Here is a 15,784-nt window from a genome sequence, read left to right as displayed (position 1 = left end):
AGCCAGCACTGAATATTTAACGTTATTTAGTTTTGGCTGCTACCGCTGTCCATTGATTAGTTTGAATTTTTATTTGTACATTCTCACGCTCAACCTTCAACAACCTAGGCACAAGCGCGCCGCTTTGTTGTTGCCAACCGAGAAAACTGACTACCCAATTGGCTTCAGAGTCGTGACTGATTAATTGTTTAATTGTGCCATCAGGATTATAGCTGACAATTTTATCATTGCTGCCAATTTGGCCGGTAATCCATAAAGGAAGGCTATCAAGCGGGATTGACCATCCGCTAATACCTGTCAGTAAATCTTGTGCATTACTGTCACGATAGGTTTTGCCGTCAACTTCAAGTGTCGCCATACCTTGATTTGTCTTAAGGGTTAATACTGTAGTGCCTAATACCGTTGTTAGGCGTAAATCATTTGCTTTAGGTTGATGTAGCCAATACAAATTGGTGCTGAATTTGTCTTGCGATGTCTTGACGGCAATTTTGCCTTGAAGTTCCCATGCTTTGGCTTGAGCTGCGTTGGTCACATCGATAGGGGTGAAATCATCAGATGGAGTGACACTACAACCGGCTAAGACAAGCAACACGGTAATGAGAGCTGTATGAAATAAAGATGCAGATAAACGCAATGGATTGCCTAGCGGTTGCTTAAGATGATCTTATGATACTGGGCTTAAGCCATTATGTAAAAATGCTTTTGCCAAAATTAATGTGATATTAATGTAATGGTTTGCACAATAGATATGTGATCAATAAATAAAAATTTAGACATTTATTCGGTTTTGTTAAGCCAATTGTGTTTTTAGTTGGTCCAATTCAGTAGAATAGCCTAATTAACGTCACCGAAAAGAACTTGATACCGTCTAATGAGCCTAGTAATAATCGGGATAAACCATAAAACCGCCACGGTAGATTTGCGTGAAAAAGTCGCTTTCTCTCCAGACCGCATTCATGATGCCATGAAAAGCTTGGCCAGTCGCACCCGCACGGGTGAGGCTGTTATTGTGTCTACCTGTAACCGAACTGAGCTATATTGCAATAATGCTGAAAAGGAAGACATTATTGAATGGTTAGAAGATTATCATGGTTTAGAACATAGCGATTTAATGCCGTGTATCTACGCCTATGAAGAACAAGTTGCTGTCAAACATTTAATGCGGGTAGCGTCAGGTTTAGATTCTCTGGTGCTAGGCGAACCGCAAATTTTGGGACAGGTCAAACAAGCGTTTGTGAAAGCCAAAGAAGCAGGCACTATTGCATTAACCATCGATCGTTTATTTCAAAATACTTTCTCAGTGGCTAAAAAAGTGCGTACTGACACTGAAATCGGTGCCGCCGCGGTTTCTGTTGCCTTTGCCGCTGTCAGCATGGCCAAACATATTTTCTCATCGTTGAGCACCACTAAGGTGTTACTCATTGGTGCTGGAGAAACCATTGAATTAGTCGCTAAGCACCTTAAAGATAATGGTGTTGCTTCTATGGTGGTGGCAAATCGCACGATTGAACGTGCTCAAGCCATGTGTGAAGAGTTTAATGCGACCGCAATTACCTTAGAACAAATACCAGACTTTCTCGCTAAAGCCGATATCGTGATATCCTCTACCGCCAGCCCTTTGCCTATTTTAGGTAAAGGTATGGTCGAAAAAGCGCTAAAACAGCGTCGTCACCAACCTATGTTGTTGGTGGATATTGCAGTTCCAAGAGATATTGAAGCAGAAGTCGGTGAGTTAGACGACGCATTCCTTTATACTGTAGACGATCTGCATAGCATAATTGAACAGAACATGGCTTCACGTAAAGAAGCCGCCGAGCAAGCAGAATTAATTACTGAAGATCAATCACACTTATTTATGGAGTGGATTAGGTCTTTAGAGTCAGTCGACAGTATTCGCGAATATCGCAGCCAGAGCTTGGCTATTAAAGATGAATTAGTTGAACGTGCCTTGAATAAATTATCTCAAGGCAGTGATAGTGAACAAGTGATACTTGAGTTAGCTAACAGGCTGACCAATCGTTTGATACATTCACCTACACAAGCGCTCACTTCAGCAAGCCGCCAAGGTGATTTGAATACGTTAGGCCAATTAAGAACTGCGCTTGGTTTAGATAAAAACTAAGGTTAGCGAGCTAAATGAAAGAATCCGTTATCCGCAAGCTTGAAGGCTTGCTCGAACGTAATGAAGAAGTATTAGCGTTACTCAGTGATGCTACCGTGATTTCGGATCAAGACCGTTTTCGTGGATTATCAAAAGAATATTCTCAACTTGAAGATGTTGTGAGTAGCTTTAAGGCATTTCAACAAGCTCAAAAAGATTTCGACTACGCCAAAGAGATGCTTGAAGAAGACGATCTTGAAATGCGCGAAATGGCGCAAGATGAGTATAAGCAGTCAAAGCAAGTGCTAGAAAAGCTTGAAGATGAATTACAAGTTTTACTATTGCCAACAGATCCTAACGATGACACCAACGCGTTTCTTGAAATTCGCGCCGGTGCTGGTGGTGATGAAGCGGCTATTTTTGCTGGCGACTTATACCGTATGTATTCACGTTACTGTGAAGCCAACCGTTGGCAAATGGAAGTGATGAATGTCAACGAAGGCGAGCATGGCGGCTTTAAAGAAATCATTGTTAAAATCAGTGGTGACGGTGCTTACGGCAAATTAAAGTTTGAGTCAGGCGGACATCGCGTTCAACGTGTGCCTGAAACCGAATCTCAAGGCCGTGTGCATACTTCTGCTTGTACTGTTGTGGTATTGCATGAAGTACCAGAGGCTGAAGCGATTTCGATTAATGCAGCAGACTTAAAAGTGGATACATTCCGCGCCTCTGGTGCGGGTGGTCAGCACGTTAACAAAACCGATTCTGCTATTCGTATTACCCATATTCCATCTGGCATTATTGTTGAGTGTCAGGATCAGCGTTCACAACATAAAAACCGTGCCCAAGCGATGAGTGTATTGGCAGCGCGTATTCAAGCGGTTGAAGATGAAAAAAGACGTAGCGCTGAAGAAACAACCCGCCGTAGTTTAGTGGCCAGTGGTGATCGTTCTGAACGTATTAGAACGTACAATTACCCACAAGGTCGCGTAAGTGATCATCGTATCAACTTAACGCTATATCGCTTGAATGAAGTCATGGAAGGCGATTTAAATGTCTTGCTTGAACCTATCATGCTAGAACATCAAGCAGACATGCTTGCAGCGTTAGCTGACGATTAAGGAGTGCTCTTGACTCAGTCTTCGTATTCAACAATTGCTGAAGCCCTGCAATGGGCTTATTCACAATTAGCTGCAACCTCTGAATCTGCACATGTGGATGCAGAGGCATTGCTATTGCATTGTATGAATAAAAATCGCAGTTTTTTATACACTTGGCCTGAGCGGCAGCTGACCAGTGAGCAATTTAAAGCTTATAGTCAGATGATTACTAAGCGTCAAAGTGGCACTCCGGTTGCGCATATTATTGGTGAGCGAGAGTTTTGGTCATTACCCTTCATTGTTAACGACTCCACCCTTATTCCACGACCTGATACTGAAATTTTAGTAGAGACTGCACTGAACTTATCTGTGCGTCACAATGCCAAAGTATTGGATTTAGGTACCGGAACGGGGGCCATTGCATTGGCTCTAGCGTCTGAGCGGCCAAAATGGCGAATTACTGCCATTGATAATGTGCCTGAGGCTGTCGAGCTTGCTAAAGCTAATCGCGGTAATCTTAATTTAACCGAAGTCGAAATTATCCAGTCGGACTGGTTTTCAGCGGTAGAGCAGCGCGATTTTGATTTAATTGTGTCTAATCCTCCTTACATTGATGAAGCCGATGAGCATCTTCATTTAGGCGATGTTCGCTTTGAACCGCAAAGTGCACTCACCGCAGGCAATGAAGGTTATGCTGATTTGTATTACATTGCAGAGCAAGCACGGGCTCATTTACTTCCCGGTGGTTACTTATTGCTTGAGCATGGCTATGAGCAGGCAATCAAAGTTCGTGAAAAACTGATTGAGCTGGGTTATCAAAATGTCGCCACAGTGCGAGACTTTGGCAGCAATGATCGATGTACGCTAGGACAATGGGCTGATTGATAATCCTGTCTTACTCGGCGTTTCCCTTCTAAGTAAATAACACTCATCGTGATATTGGTATGTGGCTGGTTGATAGAGTAGACTAGCCACCTTTTATTTTGACCTTTTTAATGAGACTTAATTAATGGAAACATTTTACAGTTTATATCCAGCGGTAAAGCATACTCACATGATGCTAGTTGCCATGAGTGTGATCTTTTTTATCGTGCGTTTTGTTTTGCATTTACGTCAGTCTCCTATTATGGAAAAAAAGTTTGTTAAAGTGGCGCCACATGTTATTGATACCTTTTTATTACTATCAGGCTTCACTCTTTGCTTTATGATCAAACAATATCCTTTTGTTGATCCATGGATGACAGAAAAAATCATCTGTGTTGCGGCATACATTGCTTTAGGCATCATGGCACTTAAATCTAACCGTAATAAACTGTTTAAGTTTTTTGCTTTTATCGGTGCAATAGGTTGGATAGTGTTAGCGGCCAAACTGGCTCATTTTAAACAAGTCGTATTCATGGGTTAATTGGTTTTTAATGGCAAAATATCATCTTGATGATGCAGTTTCGATACCTGAAACTGCATTTGAACTCTCTGAACATCTTGGCTTTTCAACCTCTAAACCTGCTATGTGGGCATGGTATGAAATGGCTGGTTCGGTATTGAGTCACTATGTTGTTGACCAACAAGCACGGCTTGAAGGTCTGTTTAAGTGGTTTTACAATGATTTAGGCTTTTGTGCTCGCGATGACTATTTTAGTGTTGAGGCGGCAGATTTAAGCTATTGCGTGTTAAAGCGTCAAGGTAACAGCACCACGTTATCAATATTACTCATTTTATTGGCTAAGCAACTCGACTTAACACTCGAGGCGGTTTTATTACCCGGTAATACGGTATTAAAAAGCCAAGTGAATGATGTTATTAGATATCATGATCCGCTTACAGGTGAAGAGCTTAGCCGTCATCAGTTGCATGCATTTGTACGCGGTGAATTGGGTAATGCGGCTAAATTAAAGCCGAGTCATCTAAAAACAGCTACGCTAAAACGATTAATTAGCCGCATGTTACATGAGCTAAAAGCGGGTTGTATTGTCAGTCATAAATTTGAACAGGCAATGGAATGCTGTAATTTATTATTACAATGGCATCCAGATGATGTACATCTTAATCGCGAGCGAGCGTTTATTGCGCAGCAATTAGGTTGCATTAAAGTGGCCATGTCTGATTTACAACACTTCATTGATTTGAGTCCGCATGATCCGGTGATTGAGCTGGTTAAGATTCAATTAAAGGAACTCAGTCAACATATGCAGGTTTATCATTAATGATGTGATATTACCTGCCGAACAGGCTGCTTTGGGTTAACTCAAAGTGGCTTTAGTTCGCAAGTCGGGCGCCAGCAAGCTCAGTTTTAAAAGCTCTGCTGCGAAATCATGCGATTTTAATCACCATTGATTTTCGCAATAACAATCACAATAACAACAAAAAATATAATGTATTTGTAAGGGAGAACACTGCATGACAACGTCAGCAATGGTGAGCAATGATGCCACCGCACTGGGTATACTCGCCGTTATTTTAGGTTTTGTTTTTTACACTAGTTCATCTACCCATCCGTTTTGGCAAAAATTCTATAAATACATCCCAGCATTACTACTGTGCTATTTCTTACCTTCATTATTAAACACTTTTGGCGTGATCGATGGTCATGCGTCACAACTGTATTTTGTTGCTTCGCGGTATTTATTGCCTGCGTGTTTAGTGTTATTGATTTTAAGTGTCGATTTAAAAGCCATTCTTAGTTTAGGCCCTAAAGCGGTGATAATGTTTTTAACCGGCACGCTGGGTATTGTTATTGGCGGACCGATTGCGCTATTAAGCGTATCAATGATAGATCCATCACTACTAGGTGGTAATGGTCCAGATGCCGTATGGCGCGGCATGACAACCTTAGCGGGAAGTTGGATTGGTGGTGGTGCAAACCAAGCCGCGATGAAAGAGATTTATTCGGTCGGTGGTGAGATATTCTCGGTAATGGTTACGGTAGATGTCATCGTGGCCAATATCTGGATGGCAGTACTGCTGTTTATGGCATCAAAAGCTAAAGAGATTGATGCCAGAACGGGTGCAGACACCACCGCAATTGAAGCACTAAAAGAGAAAGTAGAAAAGTACCACGCCGAGAATTCACGTATTCCATCACTTCGCGACATCATGTTAATTGTGGCTGTTGGGTTTGGGGTAACAGGTTTTGCCCATTTTGCGGCAGATTTCTTGGGGCCATTCTTTGAAGCCAACTATCCGTGGACCGAAGATTACAGTTTAACCTCTAAATTCTTCTGGTTAGTGGTAATTGTGACTACTATTGGCTTAGGACTTTCATTTAGCCCTGTGCGTCATCTTGAAGCCTCTGGCGCATCTAAAATCGCCTCAGCATTTTTATACATTCTCGTTGCAACCATAGGTTTGCATATGGATGTGTCTAAAGTCATGGATACGCCGATTTATTTCTTAATCGGTATCGTGTGGATGTTAGTGCATGCAGGATTAATGTTATTGGTTGCTAAACTCATTAAAGCGCCATTGTTTTATATGGCAGTGGGCAGCCAGGCAAACGTGGGCGGAGCTGCATCGGCGCCAGTGGTGGCTGCTGCGTTCCATCCAGCATTAGCACCTGTAGGGGTGTTGTTGGCAGTATTCGGTTATGCATTAGGTACTTACATGGCATGGCTATGTGGTCAGTTATTACAAATTGTTGCAGCGTAATGCGCTAAGAGGATCAAATGGATCAAAAAATTATTCAGTTATCTAATAACGTTCAAGTCGCTAACGATAAGCCGTTCGTGTTATTTGGTGGTATGAATGTGCTTGAGTCGCGCGATTTAGCGATGTCGATTGCCGAGCATTATGTGGAAGTGACCCAAAAGCTTGGCATTCCATATGTGTTTAAAGCGTCTTTTGATAAAGCCAATCGTTCATCGGTTAACTCATACCGTGGCCCTGGTATGGAAGAAGGTTTACGTATTTTTGAAGAAATAAAATCAACCTTTAACGTACCGATGATAACCGATGTGCATGAAATTCATCAGTGTGCGCCAGTTGCAGAAGTTGTCGATATTATTCAGTTGCCTGCATTTTTAGCACGCCAAACTGATCTTGTAGTGGCAATGGCGAAAACCGGTGCAGTGATCAATGTGAAAAAACCGCAGTTTCTAGCGCCACACGAAATGCGTCACATCATTACCAAGTTTAACGAAGCCGGTAATGACAATATTATTTTATGTGAACGTGGCAGTAGTTTTGGTTACAACAACCTCGTTGTAGACATGCTAGGCATGGACGAAATGAAACAAACCGGTTATCCGGTAATATTTGATGCCACTCATGCACTACAACGCCCTGGTGGACGAGCAGATTCTGCTGGTGGACGTCGTGCACAAGCAACCGAGCTTGCTCGTAGTGGTATGGCATTAGGTTTAGCGGGTCTATTTATCGAAGCCCATCCCGATCCTGATAATGCAAAATGCGATGGCCCATGTGCGCTACCACTGCATTTATTAGAGAAATACCTAACGCAGATGAAAGCGGTTGATGAATTGGTTAAATCTTTTGAGTTTATTGATACCAGCAAGTAAGCCATCAATGACATTGAATGACTGAAACAGCGGTAAGTTGATTTTTAATCAATTAGGCATTTAATCAGTGTCTTTTAATGGTCGTAAACAGTAATCTAATTGCCCTTGTATAAGCCCTGACTTTTTACCAAGTTTCAGGGCTTTTTTATGTAATGAGCAATAGTTAATTATGTGGATCATGTTTACCTTCCTCGCTGCGTTTATGCAGGCGTGGCGCAATGCATTTCAAAGCAAACTCAGTAAAGAAGTCAGTGTTGCAGGTGTTACCTTGGCTCGATTCATTTGGGCCGGCCCCATTGCTGCGTGTTATCTGTATGGTTTACATCAATATCAACCTAGTGCATTACCTGAGTTTACAGGGACATTTTGGGGTTTTGTGATTGGTGCATCATCGATGCAAATTCTAGCAACAGGCTTGATGGTTAAACTGTTTAAAATGCAAAACTTTGCCATTGGTGCCGGGCTGGCTAAAAGTGAAGCATTAGTCGCTGCAATACTTGGGGTGCTATTTTTCGGCACACAATTATCCCTATTAGGCTGGATAGGCGTTGTTATTGGCGGCTTAGCAATAATGTTGTTAAGCAGCAAACAGGGTTTTAAACAACTTTCAGTTAAAACAGTCTTATTAGGGCTTGCATGTGGCAGTGCTTTTGCGTTGACCTCGCTATGGGTACGCGAAGCAAGTTTAACTCTGCAAGGGCCGTTTACGCATCGTGCAGCATGGGTATTACTGTGGGTTATTGGTTTACAAACCATCGTGCTCATTGGTTATTTGCTGGCAAAAGATAAATCGACTTTAGCGGCGTTGTGGCAACGACCCACATTAACCTTATCAATTAGTATCACCAGTTGCATCGGTTCAATTGGTTGGTTCAGTGCAATGTCGTTGCAGGCTGTGCCTTATGTTAAAACACTCGGCCAGATTGAGGTGTTTTTTACCTTGATGATCGCTGTTTTTTGGCTTAAAGATAAAGTTAAAATTAACGATGTAGCGGGTTTGATTTTAATCGCGATAGCAGCTGTTTTGGTAATGTGGAGCTAAATCCAGTAGCGAATAGTTATCAGTCCAAATATTTTGATTTGGGCTGACTTACCCGATGATTTAAATTGAGTTGAGGCCAGTGATAGCATCGCATTCAAGATTTACTCAATTGCAAAACCTTGTCGACGAGATATTGATTATTGGGCACATTAAGATGAAGCGCCTTAGCTTGCTGGCAAATGTAGCCATTTATCTCATTAATTTCAGTCGGTCTGCTGTGGGCGACATCTTGATACATAGATGAGAAGTTTGCCGAGGTTAACTCAATCACCTGATAAACCCGCACTTTGACAGCCGCCTTATCTAATATGATGCCATCATATTTAGCCACTTCTACTAGCTCATCGATAATGGCACTGATCTGTGATTGATATTCTGTTGCTGCCAATTGGCCATTCGCACACTGATTTAACGCGGTTAACGGGTTTATTACTGCATTAATGGCCAGCTTTTGCCACAAGACTGGTAATACAGGTTGATGCCACTCAATCGGTTGGTTGTCACTATGTAGACGAGTTAAGCATGTCTTTAATGCTGCCGACATAACAGAGCCACAATAATGACCTAGCTGAGTCACACCCAAACCACTGTACTTCACCTGCCACGGGCTTAACTTCAACGCCGCTTGTGAAGTGGTGCCTAAGGTTAAGCCCATATCCTTATACCGCATAAGGGCTGCAGCAACAGGTAAGTGCGGGCCTAAACCATTATGCAGTAATACAATATGGCATTGAGGCGACAGTTTCGGTAATAAAGGTAAAAGCGCTTGCTCGACTTGATAGGCTTTAACACACACAAACAGTAATTCAACTCGCGCTAAGCGGTTATCATCTGTTCCCAATATAGTCGCTAAGGCTTCATGGGTGTGTTGGGTGTGGTCAATAAAACGCAATTGTTGATGGCGAGTCTGCTTATCTCTGCCAATCAATATCACCTCGTTTACTTGAGCTTCTTGGGTATTAACACTCAATTTATGATACATCAATTGCCCAATCGCACCTGCACCTAAAACGGCAATAAGAGCATTATTGTCGTGTGTGGATGACGCTGGCAACGCTGATGTTTTTACCATGAGGTATTAACGATTCGCTTTTAATTTACGGTACTTATTGATAGAAAAGTGCAATAAGTAAAATAATGCAATCCCGACAAAATCGGCAATGACATCGGCAGCTGATGCACTGCGATAAGGTAAGCGAGATTGAATCAATTCAATTAACACTGCATAGGCAGCCAAAGAGGTACACAAAAAATACCAACGCGGTTTAAAAGCGTAATGTGCTAGATATGAAAGGGCTAAAAAACTGCCTAAATGGCCCACTTTATCCATATGGGCGAACGTTTGCGGGTAACTTGGTTTTGAAAAAACAAGATAGCTAGTCACTATCACAGCAACAACTAACGCAAGTTTAAAAATGTTTTTATAAGTGATCACGAGCGTAACATCAGCCTTGTGAAATGAGAATATCGCTAATAATAAGAAACCTGTTTAAAATTGTCACTAATTAACCTCTATAGAAAGTAACAATTGTTCAAAAAGGGCCGTTTTTACTATTGATAATGACAAACCCATAGTCGTAAAACTCAATAGAATGGGCGTTTTAACTACATTATCATTTAAAATAGCTGGTTAATGATATTTTGTTAATCAATGGGATATTAGCGCACGATAATCGGTTTAATAGAGCCTAAGTTGTACTCCACTATCCTGTTAATGACTCCTAGTGTAAAATAGCCGTATATAAATGTGATGAATCAAAGAGGAAAGCAACATGCCATCTATGGATATTGTGTCGGAAGTTGATGAAGAAGAATTACGTAACGCGGTAGAAAACTCTCGCCGTGAAGTGGCTAGCCGATTTGATTTACGTGGTAAAGAAATTGAAATTGAATACAAAGACAACGTTGTCACGCTAAAAGCGGAAGATGATTTTATTTGTAAGCAGCTCGTTGATATTTTACGTATTCAGTTGAGTAAACGCAACGTCGATCCGTCGTCAATGGAAGTCGATGACAAAGCGGTTCACAGTGGCAAAACCTTCAGTTTAAAAGTTAATTTTAAGCAAGGTATCGATTCACTGATTGCTAAAAAGCTAGTTAAAGCCATCAAAGACAGCAAGCTTAAAGTGCAAGCCGCTATTCAAGGCGACTCAGTACGCATCACTGGCAAAAAGCGCGATGACCTACAAGCGGTCATGCGTCTAGCCAAAGAATCAGAACTCGGACAACCATTCCAGTTCGACAACTTCAGAGACTAATCCTGAAGTGATAAATTCTCCACAGGCAAGTTCTGTAGAGACAAAAAGCCGATAAGGGAAACCCTATCGGCTTTTTTGGGAAGTAATGTTTGCGTTAGTTTGTTTTGCTTATATTCAATTTTGATTAGCGTACATTGTATGGGGGGACAACATCATGAATGACAATGTGTTCGACTCTGTAACAGATTCTGTATAGCTTCTTAGCATTGATAGTAGTCCATGACTAAATAGATACATAATAAATATTATCAATCGTTTCTTGCTCCAGCACGCTAGGTCATCAGTGCTTCTGATTCCGATAGATTTAACACTCTAATTGTATTCTTTCCTTGATTTTTGGCGATATAGAGGGCTTCATCTGCTTTAGATAATAGTTGTTTTGATAGATTTTTACTTACTAAGTTTTCAGCCCCTGAGCTCACCATCCCAAAAGAACATGAAGCACTAAATTGCAGTGTGCTTAGCCCAAATGTGGTTTCAAATATACTCTTTTTGATCCGTGCAACGATCTCATAAGCGTGCTGATCATCTAAGTCAATAAGTAGAAGAACGAATTCATCCCCGCCCAAACGAGCAAAGCAATCAATGGGGCGAATGTTCTCTTTGACAATAGTTGCGATTGCTTTGAGTAATTCATCTCCGTTTATATGTCCATAACTATCATTAATGGTTTTAAAATTGTCTATATCAAATATACATAGGTGTAATTTAATTGAATGGTTTCTCGACATTTTATTAATGGCTTCGGTCAAACGGAATTCAAAGTAGCTGCGTGAGAAAGCCTGAGTAAGATGATCATGCATAAGACGATTATTTAACTGTCGCCTTTGCTCATAAAGATCGTCAATATGAAGGACTAGAATCCAAGCATTGCAGCATGTTACTAAAAAAGAACCAACCCATGTTAAGGGCGGCAGATCAATAACTTGTATTCCTGTTAAGGTATCAGCTACGCCAGTTACCATCCATATGCTCGTAGCCCCTAAAAGTAATTGCACTGTGCCAAGAGAATTATTTTTCTTTTTGTATTGACGCACATAGATCCGAGTAAGAATAACGATACAGTATCCTGCTAATAACAGTATCCAGATCCCCCACAGCTGGAATAAAGGACCAAATACCAGGCCGGTGTAATATGTTGAGGTGGCATAATACTCTTTGGCTAGAAAATATTGATTTGGTACCAAGGCTAGTAAAGAAAAGACGCCACATATGGCATAGCATAATTTGAGTAGCACAGGGGCTTTATATTCAAAGAATGCGACAAAGAAATGCAGGCCAATCACAATGGTGAACATTGCAGTAATGATGGTCACTCGGTTGGATATATTGAGATAATCGAGATTTTCAGAAGAATTAATGAGGATCGCAAAGGCTGCTAAAAAGACACTACTTAACAATGCTGATAGCGAAAAAATCAAGTAATAGTACACTTGTTCTTCGTGACGTGATTTCAGACGATGATATAGCAACATGAAAAACAAGCTTAGAATAAAGCTGATGCTAGAGCAGACAATTAAAGGTAAGGAGTAAAGTTGAATCATTATTTATCCGTTCAAATACTATGATGCAGCGCTTTGTTGTTTTATCGTCTGAACCAAGCTGGTGTCCTAGTAGAACGCCCTCCACAAGTCAGTCAAAAATCTCTTAACCCTACACATATTTATCTGCTGAATATTACCATACAACAAATAGTCTCAAGGTAAACATATTTTTCATTTCAGCCAGTTGGGCGAGGCTTAGTGATAAGACCGATTTGAAGAGAGTACTGTCAAGTCTGTTTATCATTTCGGCTTTGTGATGAAACACTTTTTGATTAATAAAAACTGTGATTTAAAAATGCCATCAGATAAAGTATTACAAGGTTGTGTTGGTGTCGCTATGCTAATTTTAATCAAGTTAGGTTAGTTCAAAAGATGATTTTGCCACATCAGTAATTTTTCTATTACCTCACTTTTATTTTAAATTTTGGTTTTGCGATCGATTCACCAACACCACTAATAGCAACACCGGAAAGCCAATTAAACTCGCAGCAATAAAGAAATTGATGTAACCAAAAGCATCAACATACAAGCCCGAAAATCCTGCGATAAATTTAGGAAATAGTAACATTATCGAAGACAATAACGCATATTGTGTCGCGCTATAACCACTGCTGGTTAAACTGGACAAATAAGCGATAAACGCTGCGGTTGCGATACCTGCACTAAAATTATCTACCGATATGGCTAAGGTTAAAAATGGCACGTTGTAGCCAATATACGCTTGCCAAGCAAACAACAGGTTAGTGACCGCGACTAACAAGGCACCTAAGAATAGAATTTTCATGGTGCCATAACGCATAAGCAACACACCACCAAAAGCGGCGCCGACTAAGGTCATGATCAAACCATAGACTTTACTGATAAAAGCGATTTCTTCTTTGCTAAAACCGATATCAACATAAAACACATTTGCCATAATACCCATGACAATATCGGAAATGCGATAGCACGAGATTAACAACAAAATCAGAATAGCGCTTTTGCCATAACGCTTAAAAAAGTCAATAAAAGGCAATACGCTAGCGCTGTATAACCAGGCTAATGCCCCAGCGACTTTAGCAGGGTATTTGGCAGCAAACTCGGCTCTTAATAGGCGTTCTTTATCGTCAGCCTGTTTGGTATCGACTTGCGGTTCTTTGGCACATAACGTGGTAATGATACCAATGCCCATTAACATCGCCATGGCAAAGTAAGCTGTTTGCCAAGCTTCTAAGTTGTAAGCATCATCGCCAGGAGAAACCCAAGCTGCAATGGTTAATGCGCCTGCTGTTGCGATGATCATCGCACTGCGATAACCGACTTGGTACGCTGCAGCAAGCGCTGCTTGCATTTTTTCAGGGGCGGATTCAATCCGAAAAGCATCAATGACAATGTCTTGGGTGGCGGAGGCAAATGCCAAAAGTAGGGCGCATAAGGCCAAACGTTCAAGATTGACCACTGGATCGCTAACAGACATACCGAGTATGGCGCCGACTAAGCACAGTTGTGCGAACAGCATCCATCCGCGTCGTCGTCCTAAAAAACGGGTAAAAAAGGGCAATGACATACGATCGACTAATGGCGACCACGCCCATTTAAATGCATACGTTAGTGCTATCCAGCTAAAATAACCAATCGCCGCTCGGTCGATGCCAGCTTCACGTAACCAAAAACTTAAGGTCGAAAAGACTAACATTAATGGTAAGCCGGCAGAAAACCCCAGCAAGAGTAAAATAAATACTCGTTTGTGGTAGTAAACCGATAACGCTTCACGGGTACGAGACAAGAAAACCGACATAAGACAACTGGATAAAGGAGAATGGCTCTAGCTTATGTTGCAAGGGGTTTAGGTTCAAGCCATTCTAAAAGATTATTCAGTCAGTTTGAGGTTAAATTAGCATTCAGAGCAGATTTAAGATAATCGCCTTAAGGTCTGATACCAATACAACTTTGTGGCACATTGCCGCCAATATTAATGTAGTCGCAACATTCATGAACTTGCTGGCGTAAGTATTGATTGCCTTTAATTGCCCAACCAGACCAATGATCGAAGCAATACAATAAGTGCCAAAACACTTTCTCGGTATCGCTAGGTTGTTCGGCTAATTGGATGGGATTATTTGATATAAATTGCCACTCTTCTAGTACATCCCACATATAGAGCTGTATCTCTTTGTAATCTAATTGATTATTTAAAAAAGCTTTACCAAAATAGGCAAGTTGTGGTGCTTTGGTTTCAATAAAATCATTAGCCGTCATCATAATTGCGTCCTTGAATATTCGAAATGCGGTTGCGAAGAATTGCGCAGCTAACTAGGTGAATGGGTCAAATAGAGTATAGACGTTAATTTAGCTGTCGATAGTCAAAAGCTTAAAAAAGTGTCGATTCAGTCATTCAATAGTGCTATTTAGTTGATTTATCAGCTAGTAAAAATGTATAGGGTAACAATTTATGACGTCACAATATTGAGCAAGTTTGGACCAATTAATCGAGCTAAAACTGGTTGAGATAATATTGACCGAGATAAGACTGACCGAGATAAGACTGACTGAGATAAGACTGGCCAATATGACATTGTTGGAGACAACATAAATGCCGATGGCATGCATTAACATGACCATCGGTAGGTATAGGCGATTAGTGGGATATTAGCGAGGCAGTAGAGTCGCTTTTTTCAACATGACAGTATTAACCGGAAAATCGGGCCAATTTAGGGTGGTGTTATGTTCAGTTGGTACCAATGAAATGGCTTCTAATACATCCATCCCCTGAGTCACTTCACCAAAAACGGTATAGCCCCAACGACGTTTAGAAGGGTCTAATTTTTTATTGTCACCTAGGTTGAAGTAAAACTGACGTGTTGCTGAATGAGGATCGTTATCTCGAGCCATGGCAATTGTGCCAAGGGAGTTTGATAAACCATTACCGGACTCATTTACAACCGGCTCTAGCGAAGGGCGTTCTTCTAATTTAGTGGTTAACCCGCCACCTTGCACCACAAATTCGGCAATCACACGATGAAAAATAGTATTGTCATATTCGCCTTTAACCACATAGGTTAAAAAGTTATCTACGGTAAGCGGTGCACGAGTGCGATCTAACTCAACCACTATTTTCCCCATAGAGGTGTCCAACTCTACTTGCGGATATAAAGTGTCTTTTTGAATGTCGACCGCAGCGTTGGAACTTAAGCTGGTCAATAACAGTAGGCAAGTGGATAACCATTTCAACATAATGTGACGTCC

16 protein-coding genes are annotated in these 15,784 nt (G+C 41.2%); 9 read left to right on the top strand and 7 right to left on the bottom strand.

Annotated features, from left to right (window positions below):
• Window positions 1-22: 22 nt before the first annotated feature.
• Window positions 23-634, bottom strand: a complete 612-nt coding sequence (gene lolB / locus AAEY99_RS09945; RefSeq protein WP_162023774.1) for a lipoprotein insertase outer membrane protein LolB — start codon at window positions 632-634, stop codon at window positions 23-25.
• 237 nt (window positions 635-871) lie between these two features.
• Between lolB and hemA the strand changes: the two genes are divergently transcribed.
• The 8 genes from hemA (at window position 872) to AAEY99_RS09905 (ending at window position 8,757) form a co-directional block, all read left to right on the top strand.
• Window positions 872-2,122 carry a glutamyl-tRNA reductase gene (gene hemA, locus AAEY99_RS09940; RefSeq protein WP_101088716.1) on the top strand — a complete coding sequence of 417 codons (1,251 nt, stop codon included), beginning with the start codon at window positions 872-874 and terminating at the stop codon, window positions 2,120-2,122.
• Window positions 2,123-2,136: 14 nt separating this feature from the next.
• A complete protein-coding gene (gene prfA / locus AAEY99_RS09935) occupies window positions 2,137-3,222 on the top strand; it encodes a peptide chain release factor 1 (protein ID WP_101088717.1) in 1,086 nt (361 codons plus the stop codon).
• Between the two features lie 9 nt (window positions 3,223-3,231).
• Window positions 3,232-4,086 carry a peptide chain release factor N(5)-glutamine methyltransferase gene (gene prmC / locus AAEY99_RS09930; protein WP_059744790.1) on the top strand — a complete coding sequence of 285 codons (855 nt, stop codon included), beginning with the start codon at window positions 3,232-3,234 and terminating at the stop codon, window positions 4,084-4,086.
• A 124-nt stretch (window positions 4,087-4,210) separates the two neighbouring features.
• Complete coding sequence (locus AAEY99_RS09925) at window positions 4,211-4,606, top strand: SirB2 family protein (protein ID WP_351010335.1); 396 nt, start codon at window positions 4,211-4,213, stop codon at window positions 4,604-4,606.
• A 10-nt stretch (window positions 4,607-4,616) separates the two neighbouring features.
• Window positions 4,617-5,405 carry a transglutaminase family protein gene (locus AAEY99_RS09920; RefSeq protein ID WP_101088718.1) on the top strand — a complete coding sequence of 263 codons (789 nt, stop codon included), beginning with the start codon at window positions 4,617-4,619 and terminating at the stop codon, window positions 5,403-5,405.
• A 193-nt stretch (window positions 5,406-5,598) separates the two neighbouring features.
• Entirely contained in the window at window positions 5,599-6,846 is a 1,248-nt protein-coding gene (locus tag AAEY99_RS09915) for a DUF819 family protein (RefSeq protein ID WP_101088719.1), read from the top strand.
• 17 nt (window positions 6,847-6,863) lie between these two features.
• On the top strand, window positions 6,864-7,715 hold the full coding sequence (kdsA, locus tag AAEY99_RS09910) for a 3-deoxy-8-phosphooctulonate synthase (protein ID WP_011636211.1): 852 nt from the start codon (window positions 6,864-6,866) through the stop codon (window positions 7,713-7,715).
• A gap of 169 nt (window positions 7,716-7,884) precedes the next feature.
• Complete coding sequence (locus AAEY99_RS09905; RefSeq protein WP_162023772.1) at window positions 7,885-8,757, top strand: DMT family transporter; 873 nt, start codon at window positions 7,885-7,887, stop codon at window positions 8,755-8,757.
• 94 nt (window positions 8,758-8,851) lie between these two features.
• Here the strand turns inward: AAEY99_RS09905 and AAEY99_RS09900 are convergent, their stop codons facing one another.
• Both AAEY99_RS09900 and AAEY99_RS09895 read right to left on the bottom strand, forming a co-directional pair.
• Window positions 8,852-9,829 carry a ketopantoate reductase family protein gene (locus AAEY99_RS09900; protein ID WP_351010333.1) on the bottom strand — a complete coding sequence of 326 codons (978 nt, stop codon included), beginning with the start codon at window positions 9,827-9,829 and terminating at the stop codon, window positions 8,852-8,854.
• A 6-nt stretch (window positions 9,830-9,835) separates the two neighbouring features.
• Complete coding sequence (locus tag AAEY99_RS09895; protein WP_101088722.1) at window positions 9,836-10,192, bottom strand: VanZ family protein; 357 nt, start codon at window positions 10,190-10,192, stop codon at window positions 9,836-9,838.
• A 337-nt stretch (window positions 10,193-10,529) separates the two neighbouring features.
• Here AAEY99_RS09895 and AAEY99_RS09890 point away from each other — a divergent pair, with 337 nt between their 5' ends.
• Window positions 10,530-11,015, top strand: coding sequence for a YajQ family cyclic di-GMP-binding protein (locus tag AAEY99_RS09890; RefSeq protein WP_101088723.1), 486 nt, complete (start codon window positions 10,530-10,532; stop codon window positions 11,013-11,015).
• Window positions 11,016-11,287: 272 nt separating this feature from the next.
• Here AAEY99_RS09890 and AAEY99_RS09885 read toward each other — a convergent pair whose 3' ends face one another.
• From AAEY99_RS09885 to AAEY99_RS09870, 4 genes are all read right to left on the bottom strand, one after another.
• Window positions 11,288-12,559, bottom strand: coding sequence for a histidine kinase N-terminal 7TM domain-containing diguanylate cyclase (locus AAEY99_RS09885; RefSeq protein WP_351010331.1), 1,272 nt, complete (start codon window positions 12,557-12,559; stop codon window positions 11,288-11,290).
• A gap of 412 nt (window positions 12,560-12,971) precedes the next feature.
• Window positions 12,972-14,336, bottom strand: coding sequence for an AmpG family muropeptide MFS transporter (locus AAEY99_RS09880; RefSeq protein ID WP_101088725.1), 1,365 nt, complete (start codon window positions 14,334-14,336; stop codon window positions 12,972-12,974).
• 128 nt (window positions 14,337-14,464) lie between these two features.
• Window positions 14,465-14,797: a hypothetical protein gene (locus AAEY99_RS09875; RefSeq protein WP_180957210.1), complete on the bottom strand. Its 333-nt coding sequence runs from the start codon at window positions 14,795-14,797 to the stop codon at window positions 14,465-14,467.
• Window positions 14,798-15,187: 390 nt separating this feature from the next.
• Window positions 15,188-15,772, bottom strand: a complete 585-nt coding sequence (locus tag AAEY99_RS09870; RefSeq protein WP_182744290.1) for a peptidylprolyl isomerase — start codon at window positions 15,770-15,772, stop codon at window positions 15,188-15,190.
• Window positions 15,773-15,784 lie beyond the last annotated feature (12 nt).

Source organism: Shewanella sp. S1-58-MNA-CIBAN-0166 (assembly GCF_040310085.1).
Lineage (GTDB): Bacteria > Pseudomonadota > Gammaproteobacteria > Enterobacterales > Shewanellaceae > Shewanella.
Note: the sequence above shows the minus strand (reverse complement) of the source record. Positions and strands in the feature narration are given on the sequence as shown.